The organism is Chitinasiproducens palmae (genome assembly GCF_900095735.1).
In the GTDB taxonomy this organism is placed as follows: Bacteria; Pseudomonadota; Gammaproteobacteria; order Burkholderiales; family Burkholderiaceae; genus Chitinasiproducens; species Chitinasiproducens palmae.
Window position 1 is genome coordinate 699,486 of sequence record NZ_FNLO01000001.1, and the last position, 20,232, is coordinate 719,717.

Genomic DNA, 20,232 nt, shown 5'->3' on the forward strand with positions numbered 1-20,232 from the left:
CGCGTGACCGCGGATCTGGATGGTTGCTGTGTTGCGGCAAGCGCTACCGCAGGCACTGCATCGCTCGTTGCTGCAGTCGCCAACGCCGCATAGGATACCGCGCCGAGCGCGCTTCGCGTCCGAATGCGTCAACTTGCCTGCGTCTTGCGCGCCGTTGCCGCCGTGCGGTGCCGTTGCGAGAAGCCCGGTTGACGAGCGAGCGGCGCACCGGCGGTGCGTCCGCCCTGCATCCGTGACGGTGGCCGCCGGGTTTGATTGCCCTGCCCGCGTGCCGGGGCCGTGCCGCAACGGTTAGCGCGGGCGACGGCCGAATGCAAGCAGCGCGTTGAGCAGGATCGCCCCGAACGTCGCGGTGCCGATGCCACCGAGCGGGAAGCCGCCGATCCGCAAGGTGAAGTCGCCCGCCCCCAGGATCAGCGTCACCGCGGCCACGATCAGGTTGCGATTCTGCGAGAAATCGACCTTGTTCTGCATCCAGATGCGCGCGCCGGATACCGCGATCAGACCGAAAACGACGATCGACGTCCCGCCGAGCACCGGCCCCGGGATGGTGTTGACCAACGCGCCGAACTTCGGCGACAGGCCGAGCACGAGCGCGATGCAGGCCGCGGCGACGAACACCAGCGTCGAGTACACGCGAGTGACGGCCATCACCCCGATATTCTCGGCATAGGTCGTCACACCGGTACCGCCAAGCGATGCCGACACGACGGTCGCGACCCCATCGCCGATGAACGCGCGCCCGATGTAGGGGTCCAGGTCGCGGCCCGCCATCGCGCCGACCGCTTTCACGTGTCCAAGGTTCTCGGCGATCAGGATCACGGCGACCGGCGCAATCAGACCGAGCGCTTCCGCGCTGAAGCGCGGCGCGACCGGATGCGGCAAGCCGAGCCAGGACGCCGCCGCGACGGCGGTGAAGTCGACCGGCTTGCCCAGCCCCAGGCCGTTGCACAGTACGACATAAACCGCGTACGCCAGCAGCAGGCCGAGCAGGATCAGCAGCCGCTGCCACATTCCCCTGGCAAACACGGCAACCCCGCCCACGCACAGCACCGTGAGTAGCGCCATCACACTTTCGAACTGGGTTGCCGACACGCTGCGGATCGCCACTGGCGCGAGATTCAAGCCGATCACCGCGACCACGGCGCCGGTGACCACGGGCGGCATCAGGGCCTCGATCCAGCGCGTGCCGGCCGCCATCACCAGGGCGCCGACCGCGATGCACAGGGCGCCCGAGGCGATGATGCCGCCCAGCGCGGTCGCCACGTTCGGATTCGGCCCGTGGCCGGCGTAGCCGGTCAGCGCGATCACCACGCCGATGAAGCCGAAACTCGACCCGAGATAGCTCGGTACCCGGCCGCCGACGATCACGAAGAAGATCAACGTGCCCAGCCCCGACATCAGCAGCGCGAGGTTCGGGTCAAAACCCATCAGCAATGGCGCCAGCACTGTCGAACCGAACATCGCGACGGTGTGCTGCGCGCCCATCACGAAGGTCTGGCCCGCGCCCAGGCATTCGTCGGGAGCGACCACGCCCGCCTCTGCGGAAACGCGGCGCCATTGGGGAAACCAGGTTTTGTTCATCGGTAACTCGGTGGGTCGAAGCGGGCAGGCAGCGCGCAGCATAACGACTGCGAGTGGCTTTGGAAACTGTTCACCGTGGCGCGTCGGACGCGGTTTTCGCAAAGCGCTTTACGCGCGGCGGACTCCCCGCTACAGTCCGATCCAGCTTTTCCGTAACAAATCGAAACATAACATCGCGCGCCGGACGCGCGTCCTCGGGCTGCCGCCCTCGCACAATGAAAACGACCTGGAAAGCCTTTTCGCTCGCCGCCCTCTTGCTCACCGGCTGCGGCGGCCACGACGTACCCATCGACAACCCGACGCCGACGCCGGACCCGCTCGACACCTACCGCAAGCAGGCCGTGTCGTGGACCACCTGCGCGACCGAGCAGTTGGGCAATTACACGTCAGCCGCCGCGCAGTTGGGCAGTGCGCTGCAATGCGCGCAAATCGTAGTGCCCACTGATTACAGCAATCCGGAAGGTAGCCAACTGACCCTTTCGCTGATGCGCGTGAGCGCGCCGGACACCGCCAACCATCAGGGTTCGATCCTAATCAATCCGGGTGGCCCGGGCGCTGACGGCCTCCGCGAAGGGCTCAGCCTGGCGCTGATCCTGCGCGACGTCAGCCCGGACAACCCGCTCTATACCGGCCTGTACCAGATGTCGCAGCGCTACGACCTCGTCGGCTTCTCGCCGCGCGGCACGGTCAACGCGTCCCAATTGAACTGCGCGCTCACGGAAAGCGAGAAGTTCGTCGCCTTCCTCGGCGAGGACCGCAGCGCGTCAAACCTCGCGAACGCCATCTACAACGTCAAGCTGGCGGCCGATGCCTGCAAGGCGAACCCGCTGACACCGTTCATCAATACCGATACGGCCGCGCGCGACCTGGACATCATCCGCAGTGTCCTGAACGAGAGCAAGCTGGACTACCTCGGCTATTCGTACGGCACCGCGCTCGGTACCTGGTACGCACGTCTGTTCCCCGAGAACGTCGGCAAGATGATGCTCGACGGCACGGTGGACATCGAACGACCGCTGGCACTGGCGGTCGACGCCGATCAGGCGGTGGCCGCGCAGGTCGTGCTGGATCAGGTCATCGCGCCGTATGCGGCGTCGCTTTCGTCGGTGTTCGACGTCGGTGCAACGGTCGACGAAGTACGCGCGATCGTGCCCAACGCGCCGATCTGGGCCAAGCAGTACGTGGCGAACAACATCTATCTGCCACTCGGCGTGCGCTCGCTGGCGGACAACGTCGTGATCGTGTTGGCCGCGGTGCGCGGCATCACGGAGATTCTGGCCACCGAGCCCGGCCTGGACGGCACGACGCTGCGCGACCGCATCGCGAGCCATCGTTTCGCGACGAGCGACTTGGCGAACGCGCTGGTCGCGCAAAAGGCGGCTGACGCGTCGGCGTATCTGGACCTGTATGCGGCGAACGGCGCGATCACGACTACGTCCAGCAGCGCCGCCAATGAGGTGATACCTGCGGAATCGGCCGTCAACATCGTTGTCAAGTGCAATGACGCGCCCGTTTCGCAGGATACGCAGTACTGGATCGACCTTGGCAACTCGCTGCTGACGCAGGCGCCGCTCTACGGCGGTGGCACGACAGCCAACCCCTGCCTGAGCTGGGGCACGCCGTCGGTGCAGAAGCCGTCGATCACTGGCGCCCAGCAGGCCCCGGCAATGCTGATGGTGCAAGGTCAGTATGACCCCAAGACCCCGCTCGCCGGCGCGCAACGCACGCTTGGCTACCTGCCGAAAGCCAGCATGATCCTGGTTCAGAACGACAACACGCACGGGATCTTCCCGTCCCAGATCGCCTGCGTCGATGTCACCGTCGGCAACTACTTCGCCTACGGCACGCAGCCGGCCCGCAATACGGAATGCTCGGTGCCGGTGCTGGGCGCAAGCAGCGAGACGACGGCAACGCAGAAATCGAGCGTGGCACCGCAATTCCTTCATCCCGAGACGACGCAGGAACGTATCGAACAGCGGCGCCGGGAGCTGCAGCAGTAAGGGATGCGGCGGCTCAGCCGTGGGCGTGCCATGTCCGCGTGAGCCGTCCGCCCGCTCCGTCGATCGGATCGCACGACGGAAAGGGCAAGGCGGCGATGCGGGCCAGCATCGCCGGCGTGGCGGCGGAACGACAGATGTCGAACGCCTGTCCAGCGGGATAGGCGCCTACCACCATGAAGTCGGCGCTGGCGCTCACGCGTCGGTGCCCCGTCCCGGCCGGCAGCAGCAAGGCCATGCCGGCCGCCAACCGGACGACGTCCCCGTCCGGACCACCGACCTGTACGCGGGCGGAGCCAGCCGCGCAGCCGAGGACTTCGTGCGCGGTCGAGTGATAGTGGTGATAGTCGTAGATGCCGTCGCGCCACTGCGGCGGCCAGCCATTCGCTGCCAAGCAACGCTCGAAACGGCGCGCCACGGCGTCGGCGTCCTCCCGCAGGGAAACGGCGTCACGATAGATCAGTACCGGCAGCGTCGGATGGTTGGGCACCCAATCGCTCGGGCCGAAACGGCGTGCCAGCCATACGGGCGTGGTACCCGTGTCGCTGACGGCCGCGGCAGTGTGTTCATCGGGCTGCACGGGCTGATGCGGCGTGGCGTGATCGGGTGGCGCTTTCGTCATGGTTCGAGTCCTCGGCGTAAAACGATGTGTCTGGCGGCCCCGCGGCGCGCGAGCCCTGGCAGAATGGCTTGTCGCCGGACCCACGCGGCGCTGGCACCGCTTCCACGGCAGGCCGACTGCATTCGGCCGGCACCGCGTGCATGGCAGCCAGACCGCACGCAGCCTGACGTGCCCGACCGGCGCTGTCCGGCCCTGTCCGGCCCTGTCCGGCCCTATCCGGCCTTGTCCGACCGTCTCCGGCCCTGTCCGGCCGGCTCACCCTTCCACTGGAGAAACAGGGATGTCTCGCCTTACCCTCTCGCCTTTCGTCGGCGGCGACCGCCAGGCACCGCCGCGTCGTCGCGCGAGCACGTCGGAACGGCTTGCCGCCACCCTCGCTGCGGGCGTCCTGCTCGCCTCCGGGCAAGCCATCGCGAAAGAGCAGCAGGAACCGGCAACGTTCGGCGACTGGGTCGTGGGATGCGACAACCAGCGCAGTTGTGTCGCAATCGGTATGCCGTCCGAGGACGGTCAGATCGGTGCTTATGTGCGCATCGCGCGGAGCGGCGTGCGCGACGACTTGCCCACCGTGACGATTGCGTACTACACGGACAAGAAGGTCGGCAACCCACAAATCGTCACCACGCCCGCCCCCGCCAAGGATGCTTCCCAGCAAGGCAGCTTTGGGTCGCGTTGCGAAGACGACTTCTGCATCGCGACGTTGCGCGGCGCGGACGCAATGCGATTCATCGATGCGCTGCGTGACGCGAAGACGCTGACAGTCGCGCTACGTGCCAAGGTGCCGACCGACGCGTCCGTCGTCTCGCTGAAGGGCTCCGCCGCCGCCCTGCTCTACGTCGACGACCGGCAACAGCGCATCGGCACGCCCAGCGCGCTGCTTCGTCGCGGCACGCGCGCCATCGCGACGATACCCGATGTGCCCGCGCTGCCGCAGGTCCAGGCCCTGACGTTGACCGTTCCAAAAACACTGCCGGCGTCGGCGAAGCAATTGCCGAAGGCCAACGAGGACTGTCCCCAAGGGACCGAGCCGATTGCGTTCCAAGACGCGCGAGGCGCGATGCTCTATGGCGTTTGCGAGATCGGCGGCGCTTACAACATGAGCTACACGATGTATCTGCCCAGCACCGCGGCGAAGACAACCGGTGGCAGTCGGAAGAACGGCGCGCCGGTCGCAGGCGACAGCCTGACCAATCCCTGGCTCAACAAGGACGGCAAGACGCTGAGCACCTTCGACAAGGGGCGTGGCATCGGCGACTGTGGCGCGTCGAGCGATCTGGCCTGGACCGGCACTGCATTGGTAGAGGTTGCGCGCAGCGCGATGCCGGTCTGCAAGGGCGTACCGATGGATGCATGGCCGACCACCTATCGCGCCGCCGTTCGTTGACGATCGTCGCCGGGACCGGCTTGCAAATGCAGACGACGGCCGGCCGCCATGCGCAACCGGCATCGTTCTCGGTAGACGCATCGCACGCCGCAGCCGATCGGCATCAAGAGCGAAGAGGCGCCGCGTCTAGTGCAGGATGCGCCCCTCGTCCCGCAGGCACAGCCAGACACGACGGCAGAGCGTGACGACGGCATGTCCCGCCTGGGCCGCGCGCGCCTTGCGCGCCTGCCACGCTCGCAAGGCGGCATCGCGCTCCGCGCTAAACGCAGCGCAGGTCCGTGCCGAGCGCGGCAACGCGCGCCGGCCCCTCGCCGCAGCCTCGACCATCTCGCAGATAACGGCACCCGCTCGCCCGCGCGCCTCGCCCCCGGCTTCGCCACGCCGTTCCCCGGCCGCATCGCGACGCGCGCTGGCCTGGCCGCCGCTGCAGAGCAGGATGACGCGCATCCATGCGCGTTCGTTCTCAGGCTTGGCGTGACGCCAGGCTTGGAAGGCACCGCGCTCCACCGGGTCGATGTTGCTGCGCCCCATGCGCAGCAGCCACGCCAGCGCTTGATCGATCGCCTCCGGCGGACAGCCGCTGGCCGACGCCGCGATCACCGACCGCCCACTCGGCACACGGCTCATCGACGGCTCGCACCCGGTGCGTTGCGTCTCGCTTTCCCAGTCGGCACACCCGAAACACTGGTAGTCCGCGTTTTCCCCATCGCCGCCCCGCATCATTGTTTTGATAATGATTCTCATTTTATACAAGCGTTGGCCGGCACGCCAGTCGCGCCTGGACGACGGCGACGCGCGGGCGTCGGCGAACCATCCAACCAAGGTGGTGCCCGGCCGCGCCACGTTTCCGCAAGCCGTTGTCCGTTGGCGACGGCTGCCCACGCTGAACGGCCGCGCGTGCCGGGGCGGTGTAAGATGGCGCCGCCCTCATTCCGCCCTCACCCCGCCCGCTCCGTGTGCCGCACCGATGCCAACGAGTCAGTTCCTGTCCGAATCCCAGGCGGCCGCCGAATGGCGCGAACTGATCGCCCAAACGCGCCCGGCGGCACGAGCAGTCCTGGCCGCCGCCGCCGATGAACAGCTTCCTGGCCTGGCGGACCTGTTCTATGAGCACATGCTGGCGGATCCGCATGCCTCGATGTTCATCTCGAATGAGCAGGTGCGCGACCGTCTGCATGCCTCGCTGCAGCGCTGGCTGGCCGCGGTGCTGACTGCGGCGGCCGACGACATGAACGGCTTGATCGCCTTGCAGCGCATGGTCGGCGACGTGCACGCCCGGATCGGCATCCCGGTCAACCTGGTGGCGCGCGCGACACGCCGGCTCAAACGCGCGCTGTATGACGCGCTGATCGCCCGGATGCCGCCGAGCGACGACCGGTCGAGCGCACTGATCTACGTGTCGCAGGCGACGGACATCGCTCTGGAGGTCATGACGGCCTCGTACTCGCGCTCGCGCGAGCAGTCGGCGAAAACCGACGAAGCGTACCGCCTGTTCTCGGTGATGCAGAACGTCGGCACCGAACGGGAACGCCAGCGCGCCGCGCTGCTGGACTGGGAAAACGCTTTCGTCTACCGCATTGCCATCAATGCGCAACTGGACGAGCTGCAAAAGATGGCCGCGTCGGACTTCGGCCTCTGGTTCCATCACAAGGGCCAGCCCGCGTTCGGGGACAGCCGCGAAGCGCAGTCGGTCGCCCGGCTGATCGTGGAGATCGACGAGGCCATGGATGCCGCAATGGCGGCCGCGGCAGTCCCCCAGTCCGTCGAACCGATGGCCGCGCGCATTGCGCTGCTCAATCTCGTGCGCGATGCGGTCGGCCAGCTCAAATATCTGCTCGGCGCGCTGTTCGAGCAGATCGCGGAGCTCGAAACCGGACGAGATGCGCTGACCCACCTGCTGAACCGGCGTTTCATTCCCACCGTATTGCGTCGCGAGGTGGTATTGGCCGCGCAGTCGCGCACCACCTTTTCGGTACTGATGGTCGACATCGACCATTTCAAGGCGATCAACGACCAGTACGGACACGACGCGGGCGATCTCGCGCTGCAGACAGTGGCCGCACTGCTGGTGCACAACGTGCGCGGCAGCGACTATGCGTTCCGCTATGGCGGTGAAGAATTCCTGCTGGTGCTGGTCGAAACGACCGAAAGCCAGGCGCGCACGATCGCGGAGAGCCTGCGGAAACGTGTCGAGCAGGAAACCATCTCAAGCAAGTCCGGCGAAGGCATCAAGGTGACCATCAGCATCGGGTTGGCGATGCACACCGGTCACCCGGACTACGAAAGGACCATCTCGGCCGCGGACGAGGCGCTGTATCGCGCCAAGAAGAACGGACGGAACCGCACCGAATGCGCCTTCTGAACGGCGAGATGGCCGGGCCAGGCTGACGGCGGGCGCTCGTGCACGACGCCGCTTCCCTCAAGCTGGCGCATGGCGCCAGCGCGGGTAGCGCATTCAACGCGCGACTCACCACGGGCATCACCGCGGTTCCGCAACACCCGTTGCGATGAGTCACAGCCGCCTCCGCAGCGGACCTGGAGCGGACCTCCAGTGGACCTCTTCCAGCGAACCTACAGCGCCCGCCACAACGGTGCCCGCCCATCCGGCGGCGCGGCCTAGACCGCTACTGGCCCCGCGGATGAACCAATGCCGCTTGCACTGAGCTGTTCCCAGGTGCTGTGCACGTGACGCTGCAGGCACGCGCCCAACGCGCTCGCGTCGCGCGCATTGAGCAACTGCAGAATGGTCTCGTGCTCGGCAATCGCCGTATGCCAGGTGCTCACATCGCTGCTGCTCTGGTAGCGGTAGTGGAAGAGCTGCCGGTTGATCTGTTCATGCACCTGCCGCAGCGTCTCATTGTGCGCAGCCGCGATCAGATGCAGATGGATTTCCTGGTTGAGCCGGAAGTAGTTCGCCCTGTCGCGCCGCTCGTACGCGGCAAGCATTTCGTGGTGCAGCGCGCGGATCTCCGCGATTTCAGTGTCGCTCGCCATCCGGCACGCCTGCGCGCCGGCGAACGCCTCGATCGCGCCGAGCACGTCGAGCTTCTCGCCAATCTGAGCCGCGCTGAGCTCGGTCACCACCGCGCCACGCTTCGGCGACATCGTTACCAGGCCATCCCCGGCGAGTTCCTTCAACGCCTCGCGCAGCGGGGTGCGAGAAACGTTGAGCCGGTCGGCCAGCGCGCGTTCCCGCAACCGTTGACCGGGTTTCAGCTCGTCACTGGCGATCAGGTTGCGCAAGCGCGCGGCAATTTGATGAGACAGCAGCGCGGCATCGTGGGTGAGGTCCGTGCTGCCCTCGGCGGGCCGACGGCCCAGTTCTTCGGCCGCTGTGCCGGATTCTTCGTCGAACATCTTCGCGCGGCAACGCATTGGTGGGGAAGGCGTAAGCATAACGTTAATAGCGCGTGTTTCGTGTTCAAGCGGTCACGCACACCCGAACAAGGGTTTTCCCTAGGGCGGCGCGGCTTGACGGCGCATCGCCAGACCTTTTACATTTTGGTATACCAAAATTGCAACGACAATCCAGCTCGCCCCAGCGACAGGTCGGAGACGGCAGCATTCGACGCCCTCCAATGGCGCTCGTCGCTTGTAAAACAAGGGTTGGATGGCTGGTTCACGGGAACGGGCGGTGCAGTGGGCCATCCGCCTTGTTTTGGTATTCCATTTTCCAAGTGTCGGCTTGGCAGGACGCGGCGCGACACGCCATAGGCAACACATCGTGCGGGGCCGGCCACTCGCGGCGCCCCGCCCGCGCAACGAGAAAGGCATGAACTATCAACACCTGTTTGGCGAGTTGAATGGCAAAACGATCAGCATGGCGCTGGTCGGACCGAAGGGCGGCTTCGGGCGCTCGCTGCTGGCGCAGTGCCGCCAGATCAAGAGTCTGCGCGTGGCTGCGCTGTGCGATCTGGACATCGACGGCACGCTGGCCACCTTGGAACAACTCGGCTACCCGGTGAACGATGTCAAGGTCTGTACCGACGAGCACGCAGTGCGCGCGGCAGCGGCTGCCGGCGCGACGGTGCTGATCAGCGATTTCCGGCTGCTCGACGCCGTGCCTTGCGACATCGTCGTGGAGGCCACTGGGCACCCGGAGACGAGCGTGCAAATCGCGAAGCGTGCGATCGAACGTGGCGTCCACGTGGCGATGGCGACCAAGGAAACGGATTCGGTCGCGGGTCCCTATCTGAATCGCCTGGCTGTCGAGCACGGCGTCGTGTACACGACGCCGGACGGCGATCAGCCGAGCAATCTGATCAACCTCGTTACGTGGGCGCGCGTGCTGGGCTTCGACGTGGTCGCAGCGGGCAAATCCAGCGAATATGACTACCTGTTCGATCCGCAAACGTCGACGGTGCACTATGCCGGTCAGCAGCAGGCCGCCCCCGGCCTGGCCGACACGTGGTCGCTGGAGGCCGTGCAACGCAATGCGCGCGCCGTATTGGCGGCGCGACGGGAAGCGCTCGCCGGACTGCCGCTGAGCGCGACCCCCGACTATTGCGAGATGAACGTGGTCGCGAACTCGACCGGCCTGGTGCCCGCGGTCGATACGCTGAACTACCCGATCTGCCGTCCGGCGGAATTGGCGGAAGTCTTCGTTCCAGTCGAGGACGGCGGCATCCTGACCCGCACCGGCATCGTCGATGTCTTCAACTGTCTGCGACGCCCGGACGAAACCAGTTTCGCCGGCGGCGTGTTCGTGGTGGTCCGCTGCAACGACGCCGCCACCTGGACGCTGCTGCGCGAGAAGGGACATCTGGTCAGCCAGAGCGGCAAATATGCATGCATCTACACGCCGTTCCACTTGATGGGCATCGAGACGCCGATCAGCCTGTTCTCGGCGGTGCTGCACAAGCGCAGTTCTGGCAGCGCCGAGCAGGCCCGCCATGCGGTGATGGTGGCGCGCGCCGAGCGCGACTGGCACGCCGGGGAAACCCTCGTGATGGGTGGACACCACCACACCATCGACGGCATCGCGCCGCTGCTTCGGCCGACCGCCGAGGCACATGGGCTGGCGCCGTTCTATCTCGCGGCGAACAAGCGGCTGGTCCGCGACGTGAAGCAGGGCGACGTCGTGCCGATCGATGCGGTCGAAATCGGCGAGTCGGTTCTCGCCGACGCCTGGCGGCTCGGCGCGGCGTGACGCGCGCGTCGACACGCAGGCGGTGTGGGCACGCGTGCATGCACCGCGCGTAAGCGCCGCAGCGCCGCTGCATCCAGCACAGCATAGTCCACTACAAGAAACGGAGACACGACATGCCGCAGACCGATCGCGTTGATTCACACACGGCCGGCTCGCCGACCCTGGGCCTGCTGCGTACCACGCGATGGCGGATGGTCATGCTGCTGTTCGTGCTCTATACGATCAACTGCATCGACCGCATGTCGCTGTCGGTCGCGTTGCCGAGCATCGTGCGCGATTTCCACATGAGCGCCACGCTGCAAGGCCTCGTGTTGAGTGCTTTCTTCTGGACCTACAGCACGTTCCAGATTCCGGGCGGCTGGGCCGCGGACCGCTGGGGCGCGCGACGCGTGATCGGCATCGCGGCGACGCTGTGGGGCGCCTTCCAGTGCGCCTGTGCATTCGTCTCGAACGGCGTGTCGTTGTTGTTGTGCCGGATCGGTCTGGGCGTGTTCGAAGCGCCTTACATGCCGGCGGCGAGCAAGCTGACCGCGTCATGGCTGCCACCGACCGAGCGGGCGCGCGGCGTGACCTTGATCGACAGTGGCGCCCCGCTGGGCTCCGCGCTCGGCGGACTGGCAATCAGTGCGCTGATCGGCGCCACCGGCTCATGGCGCACCGCTTTCATCGTGGTCGGCGCGCTCACGATTGCCTTCGGCCTGTTGACGTATCTGCTGCTGCGCGACAAACCGGAGCAACACCCACGCATCGACGCGGCTGAGCGCGACTATATCGCGGCGCGCAAGGCCGCTGCCGGCGAACGCGCCGGTGAGGTCCGCGTCCCGCTGCCGACGCGCATCGTGGCCGCGATGGTCGTCGGTCGTATCGGATGGGCGATGGTGTTCTTCGGCCTGGTCACTTGGGGACCGAATTACTTGTCGGCGGGCCGCGGCCTGGACATCCGCAGCATGGGTTTCGCGACGTTCCTGATCTTCCTGGCGGGCGCCATCGGCGAAATGTCCTCGGGTTACATCGCCGACCGCATGCAACGCCGCTTCGGTGCGAGCCGTGCCTTCAAGGTGCTGTTCGCGATCTCCGGCGGCGCTTCGCTGGTTTGCCTGCTGTGCCTGCCAGCCATTGCCGACGTGCGGATTGCCGTGGCCGTGCTGTCGATCGGCGTTTTCTTCCATCTCTGGGGCGGGCTCTACTGGCTGATCCCTGCCATGCTGGCGCCGCAGGAACAGGTCGGGCGGGTCGGCGGCATCATGAATTTCGCGGGCACGGGCGCGGGCATCGTGGTCCCGATTGCGGTCGGCCTGATCGTCGATGCCAGCGGCGGATTCAACGCAGTCATCCTGTTTTTCGCCGCCTGCGCGGCCGCGTATCTGATCGGTTCGCTGTTCATCGACTTCGGCTACGGCGCCGCCCGTGAGCGTCGTGCCGCGCCGGGAGCCGCCGAATGACCACGACGCGTGTTGCCACGACCCGCCCTGCCGCCAGCGCTTCGGCCGCCGGCGTCGCCGATCCGGCTCACACGACATCCTCGTCGGGCAGGTATGACGGCCCGATCATCGACGCCCACCAGCACTTCTGGGATCTGACGCTGGGCAAGCACCCGTGGCTCGCGCCAGGCGTGCGCGTGCCGCATCGCTACGGCGACTACGAGGCGGTCAAGCACGATTACCTGCCTGACGATTACCGTCGCGATGCCGGGCCGCACCGTATCATTGCAAGCATTTATGTCGACGCGGAATGGGATCCGACCGACGGCCTTGAGGAAACGCGCTTCGTCCATGCGCTCCACGCGCGGACCGGCTTGCCCAACGCCATGGTGGCGCAGGCCTGGCTGGACCATGACGACGCCGGAGCGATGCTGGCCGCCCAGGCGGCGGCGCCGTTGGTGCGGAGCGTTCGCCACAAGCCCGGTGCCGCGGCCACGCCCGAGGCAGCGCTGGCCGGCGAGCGAAGCTTGATGTCAGCGCCGCAATGGCGACGCGGCTATGCGCAACTGGCCGCGCACGGGCTTCATTTCGATCTGCAGGTGCCGTGGTGGCAACTGCACGAGGCCGCCCTGCTGGCGCGCGACTTCCCCGCGACAACGCTGATCGTGAACCACGCCGGCGTTCCGGGCAGCCGCGAGGCGCCAACGCTCGACGGCTGGCGTCGCGCGCTCGACGCCATCGCGCCGTTGCCGAATGTGTTCGTCAAGGTGTCAGGTCTGTGCGAGGCCGACCATCCCTGGCGGCGCGATCGCCAGACAGCGATCCTCGATGCGCTGTTCGACCGCTTTGGCGCCGAGCGACTGATGTTCGGCAGCAACTTCCCGGTCGACGGCCTGTTCGTCACCCTCGGTACGCTGCTCGACGATTTCAAGGCCTTGCTGGCCGATCGGCCCGAGGCACAGCAGCGCGCGTTCTTTCATGACACCGCGTTGCGTATCTACCGGCCGGTGATGCCCAATGCGGACGACGCGCGCACCGACGCCCCCCAATGAGACGCGCGCTTCCGGCGACGCAGAGCGCGCGCCACGACACGGCGCGCTCGGGGACACGCTGCGGGACCGTGCGCGACGCCACCGCGCCGCCGCGCCCTTCGCCGCATTCAGCCCCGCAGTGACCACGTGTCCGCGCGGTTGCTCCGCCGCCGTTTTTCAGGATTCCGATTTTTAAACCTCACGACTCATCATGAGCAACTCCACTGAGACCGGCAACCCTCTCGGCTTCGATCTGCCGATCATCGATGCGCATCACCATTTCTGGAAGCTGGACGCCGGTCATTACCCCTGGTTGACGGACGAGTACGACGAGACGTTCTTCCTCGGCGATTATCGCAGCATGTGCCAGGACTTCCTGCCGGCGCACTATCGCCAGGCCACTGCCGGGTTCAACGTGCTCGGCACCGTGCACGTCGAGGCGGAGCGGTCGCGCAGCGAGCAGGTGCAGGAAAACCAGTTCCTCGGCGAGCTGCACGCGCGTACCGGCTTGCCTTCCGCGATCGTCGGCCACGTCTACTTCGTGCAGCCGGACCGCGACGCGGTGCTGGCCGCGCACGCCGCCGATCCGCTGGTGCGCGGGGTCCGCTCGAAGCCGATCATCTCGAATGGCCCGACGGCATCGGTCGCCGGCCAGCCCGGCACCATGCAGGACCCGGCATGGCTGGAAGGGCTGAGCAAGCTCGCGCCGCTCGGCCTGTCGTGGGATCTGCGCGTGCCGTACTGGCACCTGGTTGAAGCCGCCGAGGTAGCACGCGCATTCCCGGACACCGCGATCGTCCTGAACCACCTCGGCCTGCCGCTCGACCGCTCGCCCGAAGGCCTCGCGATCTGGCGCGAAGGCATGCGCGCGCTGGCCGACTGTCCGAACGTCTACCTGAAGGTGTCGGAACTGGGACTGTACGGGGGCCGCTGGGACAGCGTGAGCAACCGTCGCGTGATCGCCGAAGCCGTCGAGATGTTCGGCGCGGAGCGTGCCATGTTCGCGAGCAACCTGCCGGTCGCCCGTCTGTCCACGACCTTCCTGGCCATTGTCGCCGACATTCTGGCTGCCCTGCCGGGCGCCGACGAGACGACGCTGCGACGCATCTTCGCCGGCACGGCGCGAGATTTCTACCGGCTGGCCATCTGACCCGACGCCGGACAACAACGATAGGTGAAACGATGGAGACGACCATGCGACCGCTGGACGAAGACAAGCTGTTCTCGAAAATATCGTGGCGCATTCTGCCCGTACTGATGCTCGGGTTCTTTCTGTGCTATCTGAACCGTGTGAACGTTGGTTTCGCGAAACTGCAAATGGCCGATGACCTGCAGTTCAGCGACGCGGTGTACGGTTTCGGCGCCGGCATCTTCTTTCTCGGTTACTTCCTGCTGGAGGTGCCCAGCAACGTGATCCTGCATCGGGTCGGCGCGCGCCGCTGGATCTCGCGGATCATGCTGACCTGGGGCGTGCTGTCCTGCCTGACGATCTTCGTCAAGACGCCGATGCAGTTCTACGTGATGCGCTTCCTGCTCGGACTCGCCGAGGCCGGCTTCATCCCTGGCGCCATCTACTACATGAGCCAGTGGTATCCGGCGGCGCGGCGTGGCCGCGCATGGGGCACGTTCTACATCGCGCTGGCTGCGTCGGGCGTCATCGGTGGCTTGCTGTCCGGCTCGATTCTCCGCTTCATGAGCGGGCTGGGCGGGCTGCGTGGCTGGCAATGGCTGATCCTTTGCGAAGGTGTCCCGACGCTGCTGCTCGGCGCCTACATCTTCTTCCGGATGAGCGAAGGCGTGGCACGGGCCGACTGGCTGACCGATGCCGAGCGGCGCCATCTGAGCGGCCTGCTGGAAGCCGAGGAAAAGGCCAAGCCGCACGTCGACTTTCGCGCGGTGTTTTCGAACGGGCGCGTCTGGACGCTGGTGCTGATCTACTTCTCGTACAACATGGGACTGTATGCGATCAGTTTCTGGATGCCGACCTTGATCCAGAAAATGGGCGTCGCCGACAATCTGACCGTCGGCGTGCTGTCCGCGCTCCCCGGTGTCTGCGCCATCGTCTCGATGGTGATCTTCGGCTACAGCGCGGATCGGCACGGTGAGCGCAAATGGCATCTGATCGTCGCGTTCCTGATGGCGGCGATCGGCTTCGTGCTGTGTGCCGTGTGGCAGAACCAGCCGGTGCTCGGTGTAGCGGCGCTTTGCCTCGCGAACATGGGCGTGCTGTCGATTCCCGCGTTGTTCTGGAGCCTGCCGACCGCCCTGTTGACCGGCGTCGCGGCGGCGGCGGGCATCGCGATGATCAACGCCCTCGGCAACCTGGCCGGCTTCGCCGCGCCCTATCTGGTCGGTTATCTGAAAACGGCCACCGGCCGCACCGACATGGCGTTGTACGTGGTCAGCGCGATTCTGATCCTCGGCCTGGTCCTGGTTGCCGCGGTCGCCGGTCGTTCACGCCAGCCTGCCCGCGCGGCGCTAACCGGTAACTGAAGCCCGCTTGCGTCGGGGCGGTGCCGGCGTGGCCGGCGACCGCCCCGCCTGGCCCGGCGTCGGCCGGACGCCGCCGCCCGGCAGCAAGCCACTAGCGCACGCCAACGCACCTGCTGCGCATCGGCTCCGATGCGCCTCTGCCCCGCCCCGCGCCTCCTCCGCACAGGACGCTTGGCCGCGGCACATGTCCCGCGCACTCACTCAGTACCCCGGGCCAACGACTGCCCCGTCACCGATCAGCCGACGGACAGTCCTGGCAGTGGCACATCGAAAGCCTGTAGCAGCAGGAAGGCATTCAGGACCAGGACGACTGCCGCGCCGAGCATGGCAGCCGCATTGGTGAGCGGACGATTCGCGAACACGCCCATGATGTCGCGGCGTCGCGTGAAGATCAGCAGCGCGATCATCGGGATCGGCAGCGCGAAGCTGAGCACGACCTGGCTCAATACCAGGGCCCGCGTCGCGTTCACGCCCAGGCCGACGACGGCGAATGCCGGCGCCATCGTGATCAGGCGGCGCAGCCAGATCGGAATCTGGAAATGCACGAAGCCCTGCATGATCATCTGCCCCGACATCGTGCCGACCACCGAACTCGACACCCCCGATGCGATCAACGAGATCAGGAACAGTGTCGCCGCGCCCGCCCCGAGCAGCGGCGTCAGTGTGTGATACGCGGTCTCGATCTCAGCGACGTCGGCATGACCGCTATGGAAGGCGGCCGACGCCGTCATCACGATCGCCATGTTGATCAGCCCCGCGATGGCGAGCGCGACGACCACTTCGAGATTCGAATAGCGCAGCAGCGTGCGGCGGTCGGCGTCGTCGCGGCCGGGCGCGCGGTGCTGCGTCAATCCCGAATGCAGGTACACCGCGTGTGGCATCACGGTCGCACCGATGATGCCGACCGCGATCGTCAAGGCCTCGACGCCTGGCATCTGCGGCGTCACCATGTGGTAGGCCGCGGCCGGCCAATCGATGCGTGCGATCACCAGTTCGAGCAGGTAACACAGACTGATCACCGCCATCAGCGCGCCGATGGCCAGTTCCATCGGCCTGAAACCGCGTTTCTCGAGCAGCAGGATCGCGTAGGTGACGATGGCCGTGACTACCATGCCCCAGAACAGCGGCAGCCCGAACAGCAGTGATAGTCCGATCGCGCCGCCGAGGAACTCGGCCAGGTCCGTCGCCATCGCGGCGACCTCGCTGACCGCCCACATCGCCCACACCACGGGGCGCGGAAACTGATCGCGACACATCTCCGCCAGATTGCGTCCGGTCACGATGCCAAGCTTCGCGGACAGTGCCTGGAACAGCATCGCGATGACGTTGGCCATGACCACGACCCAAAGCAGCGTGTAGCCGAACTTGGCGCCGGCCTGAATGTTCGTCGCGAAATTACCGGGGTCGACGTAGGCGATCGAGGCGATGACCGCCGGTCCCACGAAAAGCAGGAACGAAGACCATCCGCGTCGTCGTCCGGCCAGCACCTCGCGGATCGACGCGGCGGTTCGTTGCGACATGCCGTCGACGTCGGCGGGCTCTTTGTGCTGCTCCATCCAATCGTGCCTGCATCGTTGAGGGTAAGCTGTCGATGATACACACAAGCACGTGGCGCTCCTGCCCCGTTTCGACAGCCGATGATTCATGCAGCGGGACGTCACCGCAACGTCGCGCATCGCTCGTCGCACGACAGCGTCTGCCGACATCTCGCCATCTCGCCATCTCGCCATCTCGCCTCGACGCCGCCCGGCCCGTTGCGCTCCCACTGCGAACAGCGGGTGCCGGGGACCTGCGATGTCCACCGCAGGCAGCAAATGCGCAGCGTCGAGGCAGCCCCAAAAACTGATTCCCTTACAGTGGCTTAGCGCGTTTCGAGACGAGTAATCGACAATGTTGTCAACATCATCTGTGGACAACCTGGGGCCAGGCGGGGTGCCCGCGACAAAAGGATTCGGCCGCCAGCCATGGGTCCATCGATTGCTGGCGATTGCTGCCAATCGCTGCCAGTCGCTGCCGATCGCGCTACGATAAACTACGGTAGGCGCAGCAGCGCATGCGCGATGGCAGGCCCGATCGCATGCCTGACGGCGCGCGGCAGCGCAAGCGGCGCAACGTTGCAGCGCTCCCGTCGGACGTTGCAGCGCTCGACGCGCCGTGGCAGCGGTCGCCGCCGTGGCGCCTCGATTTTCGCTCGACGATGTCGCGCCCTGTCCGCTGTACCCTAGTCCCAGCCCAAGCCGGAATCACAGGTCTCGCCGATGAAATACAAGGATTATTACGACACCCTGGGAGTGCCCCGTACGGCGAGCCAGGACGAGATCAAGAGCGCGCATCGCAAGCTGGCGCGCAAGTTCCATCCTGACGTGAACAAGGAAGCCGACGCCGAGGCCCGCTTCAAGGAGATGAACGAGGCCTATCAGGTGTTGCGCGATCCCGAAAAGCGGGCCGCCTACGATCGCATGGGCGCGAACTGGCAGGCCGGCCAGGACTTCAGACCGCCGCCCAACTGGGATGCCGGCTTCGAGTTCACGGGCCAGGGGAACGGCGGCGGCGAGGATTTCAGCGACTTCTTCGAGAGTCTGTTCGGCCAGCGCGGCGCGGGACGTAGCTATCGGCAGTCTCATGCCAGCGGGCAGGATCATCACGCGCGCATCGTGATCGATCTGGCCGACAGCTATCGTGGCGCGAAGCGCACCTTCAGCCTGCAGATGCCAGGCATCGATGCCAGCGGGCGGCAGACGACGCAGCAACGCACACTGGACGTGACGATTCCGAAAGGCGTGCGCGCCGGCCAGCATCTCCGGCTGGCCGGACAGGGCGGTCCGGGCATCGGCCAGGGACCCGCGGGTGACCTGTTCCTGGAGATCGCGTTTGCCGCGAACAATCGCTACCAGGTCGACGGCCGCGATGTGTCGATAGAGATCCCCGTCGCGCCTTGGGAAGCCGCGCTCGGCGCGCGGATACCGGTGCCATTGCCGGACGGCACGGTGGAAGTCACGGTGCCCGCCGGCTCGGCGTCCGGCCGCAAGTTGCGGCTCAAGGGCAAGGGCATCCCTGGCAATCCGCCGGGCGATTTCTACGTCGTGCTCTCGATCGCGTTGCCGGCGGCCGACAGCGATCAGGCACGGCAGGCCTATGAAGCGATGCAGCGCGCGTTCGATTTCAACCCGCGCATCAACCTGAACGGGTAGCACACGATGAGAGAAACGACTTCCAGCCTTCATGGCCAGATCGTCGAAGAAGACATCGAATTGACGCTGGTCGAGCTGTGCCGTGCAAGCGGTGCATCGGAGCAGCAACTCACGCTGTGGGTCGCCGAAGGCGCGCTCGACCCACTCGAACGGCACAACGACGTGCCGACCGGCTGGCGCTTCGGCGGCAGTTCCCTGCGCCGCGCGCGTATCGCGGTACGGCTCAGCCGCGATCTCGACATCGAACCGCCTGGCGTCGCGCTGGCGCTCGACCTCCTCGACCAGATCGAGCGCCTGCGCGCCCGGCTGCGCTAGCGCGCGACGACCGACGGTACGGCTACTACCAAGGCGCCGGGGCACGCGAGGTGTCACGGCGGCGCTCGCTCGCGCTCCGGCACGGCTGCCCGCCGCGCGTTGCGGCCCTGCTGGAACGTATCGCGCCGCGGCGGGCTGAAAAGCGGGCTGAAAAGCGGGCTGAAAAGCGGGCTGTGAAGTGGGCTGTGAAGTGGGCTGTGAAGCAGGCGGTGAAGCGCGACGCGCACGGACTGCAAAGTGCGCGACGCGACTCGCCATCGCATGACACGCCGGTGACGGCATTACAGTCGCCTTACCTCTACGGCATCGTTCTTGCTGTTGCAGGGCACACCCTTGCGAGGACACCTTTGTGCCCAATCCTTCTAACGCTACCTTCGAGCAGTTGCGCCCTACGCAAGTCACGCTGGGACTGGAACACATGAGGACCAAGATGGCGGCGACGCGCGCTGTCCCGCCGCATCACGCACAGTCGTTCATGGACGACAAACCGTTGAAGGTGGTCCGCGCGCCCGACGACGCGCTATACATCATCGACCATCACCACTGGGCGCGGGCGTGGTACGAGCTGGGCTTTCAGCAGGTGCCGATCGCGATCGCGGAAGACTTCGGCAGCCTGGACCATACCGGCTTCGTCGCTGCAATGCGCGAGCGCAACTGGTTTCATCCGGTCGACGAGCATGGCAGGAACGTGGACATCGAGGCGATTCCGGAGTCGATCGCCGATCTGCACGACGACCCGTATCACAGCATCGCTGCGTTCGTGCGCGACGCCGGCATCTTCGAGAATCCGGGCGAATACAACGCGACCTTCGAGTGGGCCGACTTCTTCCGGGCTCGCCTCAGCGGCGACTTCGCCAGCATCGCGGGATTTGCCGCGGTCCTCGCCGACGCGATCTGCCTTGCCCACGCGCCGGAAGCGCAGGCCTTGCCTGGCTATATCGGCGTCGGGCAGCGCGACGCGCACAAGACGGGAAGCGCAAAACGCAGCGAGCCGGACGGCGCACGGCAAGGCTGAACACTGACGCGGAACTGATGCGGCACTGAC

Annotated in this window: 16 protein-coding genes; 11 read left to right on the forward strand and 5 right to left on the reverse strand. The window is 66.4% G+C overall.

Features of this window, described 5'->3' with window-relative positions:
- Positions 1-291: 291 nt before the first annotated feature.
- On the reverse strand, positions 292-1,584 hold the full coding sequence (locus BLU54_RS02675) for a solute carrier family 23 protein (protein WP_091904256.1): 1,293 nt from the start codon (positions 1,582-1,584) through the stop codon (positions 292-294).
- 215 nt (positions 1,585-1,799) lie between these two features.
- On the opposite strand from BLU54_RS02675, the gene BLU54_RS02680 reads away from it, so the two are divergent.
- A complete protein-coding gene (locus BLU54_RS02680) occupies positions 1,800-3,584 on the forward strand; it encodes an alpha/beta hydrolase (protein ID WP_091904258.1) in 1,785 nt (594 codons plus the stop codon).
- Positions 3,585-3,597: 13 nt separating this feature from the next.
- Here the strand turns inward: BLU54_RS02680 and BLU54_RS02685 are convergent, their stop codons facing one another.
- Complete coding sequence (locus BLU54_RS02685; RefSeq protein ID WP_235837748.1) at positions 3,598-4,203, reverse strand: cupin; 606 nt, start codon at positions 4,201-4,203, stop codon at positions 3,598-3,600.
- Positions 4,204-4,483: 280 nt separating this feature from the next.
- Here BLU54_RS02685 and BLU54_RS02690 point away from each other — a divergent pair, with 280 nt between their 5' ends.
- Positions 4,484-5,587, forward strand: coding sequence for a DUF1176 domain-containing protein (locus BLU54_RS02690; protein WP_170844991.1), 1,104 nt, complete (start codon positions 4,484-4,486; stop codon positions 5,585-5,587).
- Between the two features lie 126 nt (positions 5,588-5,713).
- Here the strand turns inward: BLU54_RS02690 and BLU54_RS02695 are convergent, their stop codons facing one another.
- Positions 5,714-6,331, reverse strand: coding sequence for a FecR/PupR family sigma factor regulator (locus BLU54_RS02695; protein WP_139169433.1), 618 nt, complete (start codon positions 6,329-6,331; stop codon positions 5,714-5,716).
- 223 nt (positions 6,332-6,554) lie between these two features.
- Between BLU54_RS02695 and BLU54_RS02700 the strand changes: the two genes are divergently transcribed.
- Positions 6,555-7,949: a diguanylate cyclase gene (locus BLU54_RS02700; RefSeq protein WP_091904264.1), complete on the forward strand. Its 1,395-nt coding sequence runs from the start codon at positions 6,555-6,557 to the stop codon at positions 7,947-7,949.
- Positions 7,950-8,203: 254 nt separating this feature from the next.
- On the opposite strand, the gene BLU54_RS02705 is transcribed toward BLU54_RS02700, so the two are convergent.
- Positions 8,204-8,944 (reverse strand): GntR family transcriptional regulator, encoded by a 741-nt coding sequence (locus tag BLU54_RS02705; protein WP_091904529.1) that lies wholly within the window; start codon positions 8,942-8,944, stop codon positions 8,204-8,206.
- A gap of 415 nt (positions 8,945-9,359) precedes the next feature.
- Here BLU54_RS02705 and BLU54_RS02710 point away from each other — a divergent pair, with 415 nt between their 5' ends.
- The 5 genes from BLU54_RS02710 to BLU54_RS02730 all read left to right on the forward strand — a co-directional run bounded on the left by BLU54_RS02710 (position 9,360) and on the right by BLU54_RS02730 (position 15,681).
- The gene (locus tag BLU54_RS02710) at positions 9,360-10,736 is read left to right on the forward strand and encodes an NAD(P)H-dependent oxidoreductase (RefSeq protein ID WP_091904266.1); all 1,377 of its coding nucleotides are present in this window, start codon (positions 9,360-9,362) and stop codon (positions 10,734-10,736) included.
- Positions 10,737-10,849: 113 nt separating this feature from the next.
- The gene (locus BLU54_RS02715; protein ID WP_091904268.1) at positions 10,850-12,178 is read left to right on the forward strand and encodes an MFS transporter; all 1,329 of its coding nucleotides are present in this window, start codon (positions 10,850-10,852) and stop codon (positions 12,176-12,178) included.
- Complete coding sequence (locus tag BLU54_RS02720) at positions 12,175-13,209, forward strand: amidohydrolase family protein (protein WP_091904270.1); 1,035 nt, start codon at positions 12,175-12,177, stop codon at positions 13,207-13,209. Before BLU54_RS02715 ends, BLU54_RS02720 begins: the two co-directional genes overlap by 4 nt.
- A gap of 190 nt (positions 13,210-13,399) precedes the next feature.
- The gene (locus BLU54_RS02725; RefSeq protein ID WP_091904272.1) at positions 13,400-14,338 is read left to right on the forward strand and encodes an amidohydrolase family protein; all 939 of its coding nucleotides are present in this window, start codon (positions 13,400-13,402) and stop codon (positions 14,336-14,338) included.
- 32 nt (positions 14,339-14,370) lie between these two features.
- Positions 14,371-15,681: an MFS transporter gene (locus tag BLU54_RS02730; protein ID WP_091904274.1), complete on the forward strand. Its 1,311-nt coding sequence runs from the start codon at positions 14,371-14,373 to the stop codon at positions 15,679-15,681.
- A 236-nt stretch (positions 15,682-15,917) separates the two neighbouring features.
- On the opposite strand, the gene BLU54_RS02735 is transcribed toward BLU54_RS02730, so the two are convergent.
- Complete coding sequence (locus BLU54_RS02735; RefSeq protein WP_211435286.1) at positions 15,918-17,237, reverse strand: Nramp family divalent metal transporter; 1,320 nt, start codon at positions 17,235-17,237, stop codon at positions 15,918-15,920.
- Positions 17,238-17,939: 702 nt separating this feature from the next.
- On the opposite strand from BLU54_RS02735, the gene BLU54_RS02740 reads away from it, so the two are divergent.
- The 3 genes from BLU54_RS02740 (at position 17,940) to BLU54_RS02750 (ending at position 20,202) form a co-directional block, all read left to right on the forward strand.
- Positions 17,940-18,872 carry a DnaJ C-terminal domain-containing protein gene (locus tag BLU54_RS02740; protein ID WP_091904277.1) on the forward strand — a complete coding sequence of 311 codons (933 nt, stop codon included), beginning with the start codon at positions 17,940-17,942 and terminating at the stop codon, positions 18,870-18,872.
- Between the two features lie 6 nt (positions 18,873-18,878).
- Positions 18,879-19,187 carry a chaperone modulator CbpM gene (locus BLU54_RS02745; RefSeq protein ID WP_091904279.1) on the forward strand — a complete coding sequence of 103 codons (309 nt, stop codon included), beginning with the start codon at positions 18,879-18,881 and terminating at the stop codon, positions 19,185-19,187.
- Between the two features lie 349 nt (positions 19,188-19,536).
- Positions 19,537-20,202 (forward strand): ParB/Srx family N-terminal domain-containing protein, encoded by a 666-nt coding sequence (locus BLU54_RS02750; RefSeq protein ID WP_170844992.1) that lies wholly within the window; start codon positions 19,537-19,539, stop codon positions 20,200-20,202.
- Positions 20,203-20,232 lie beyond the last annotated feature (30 nt).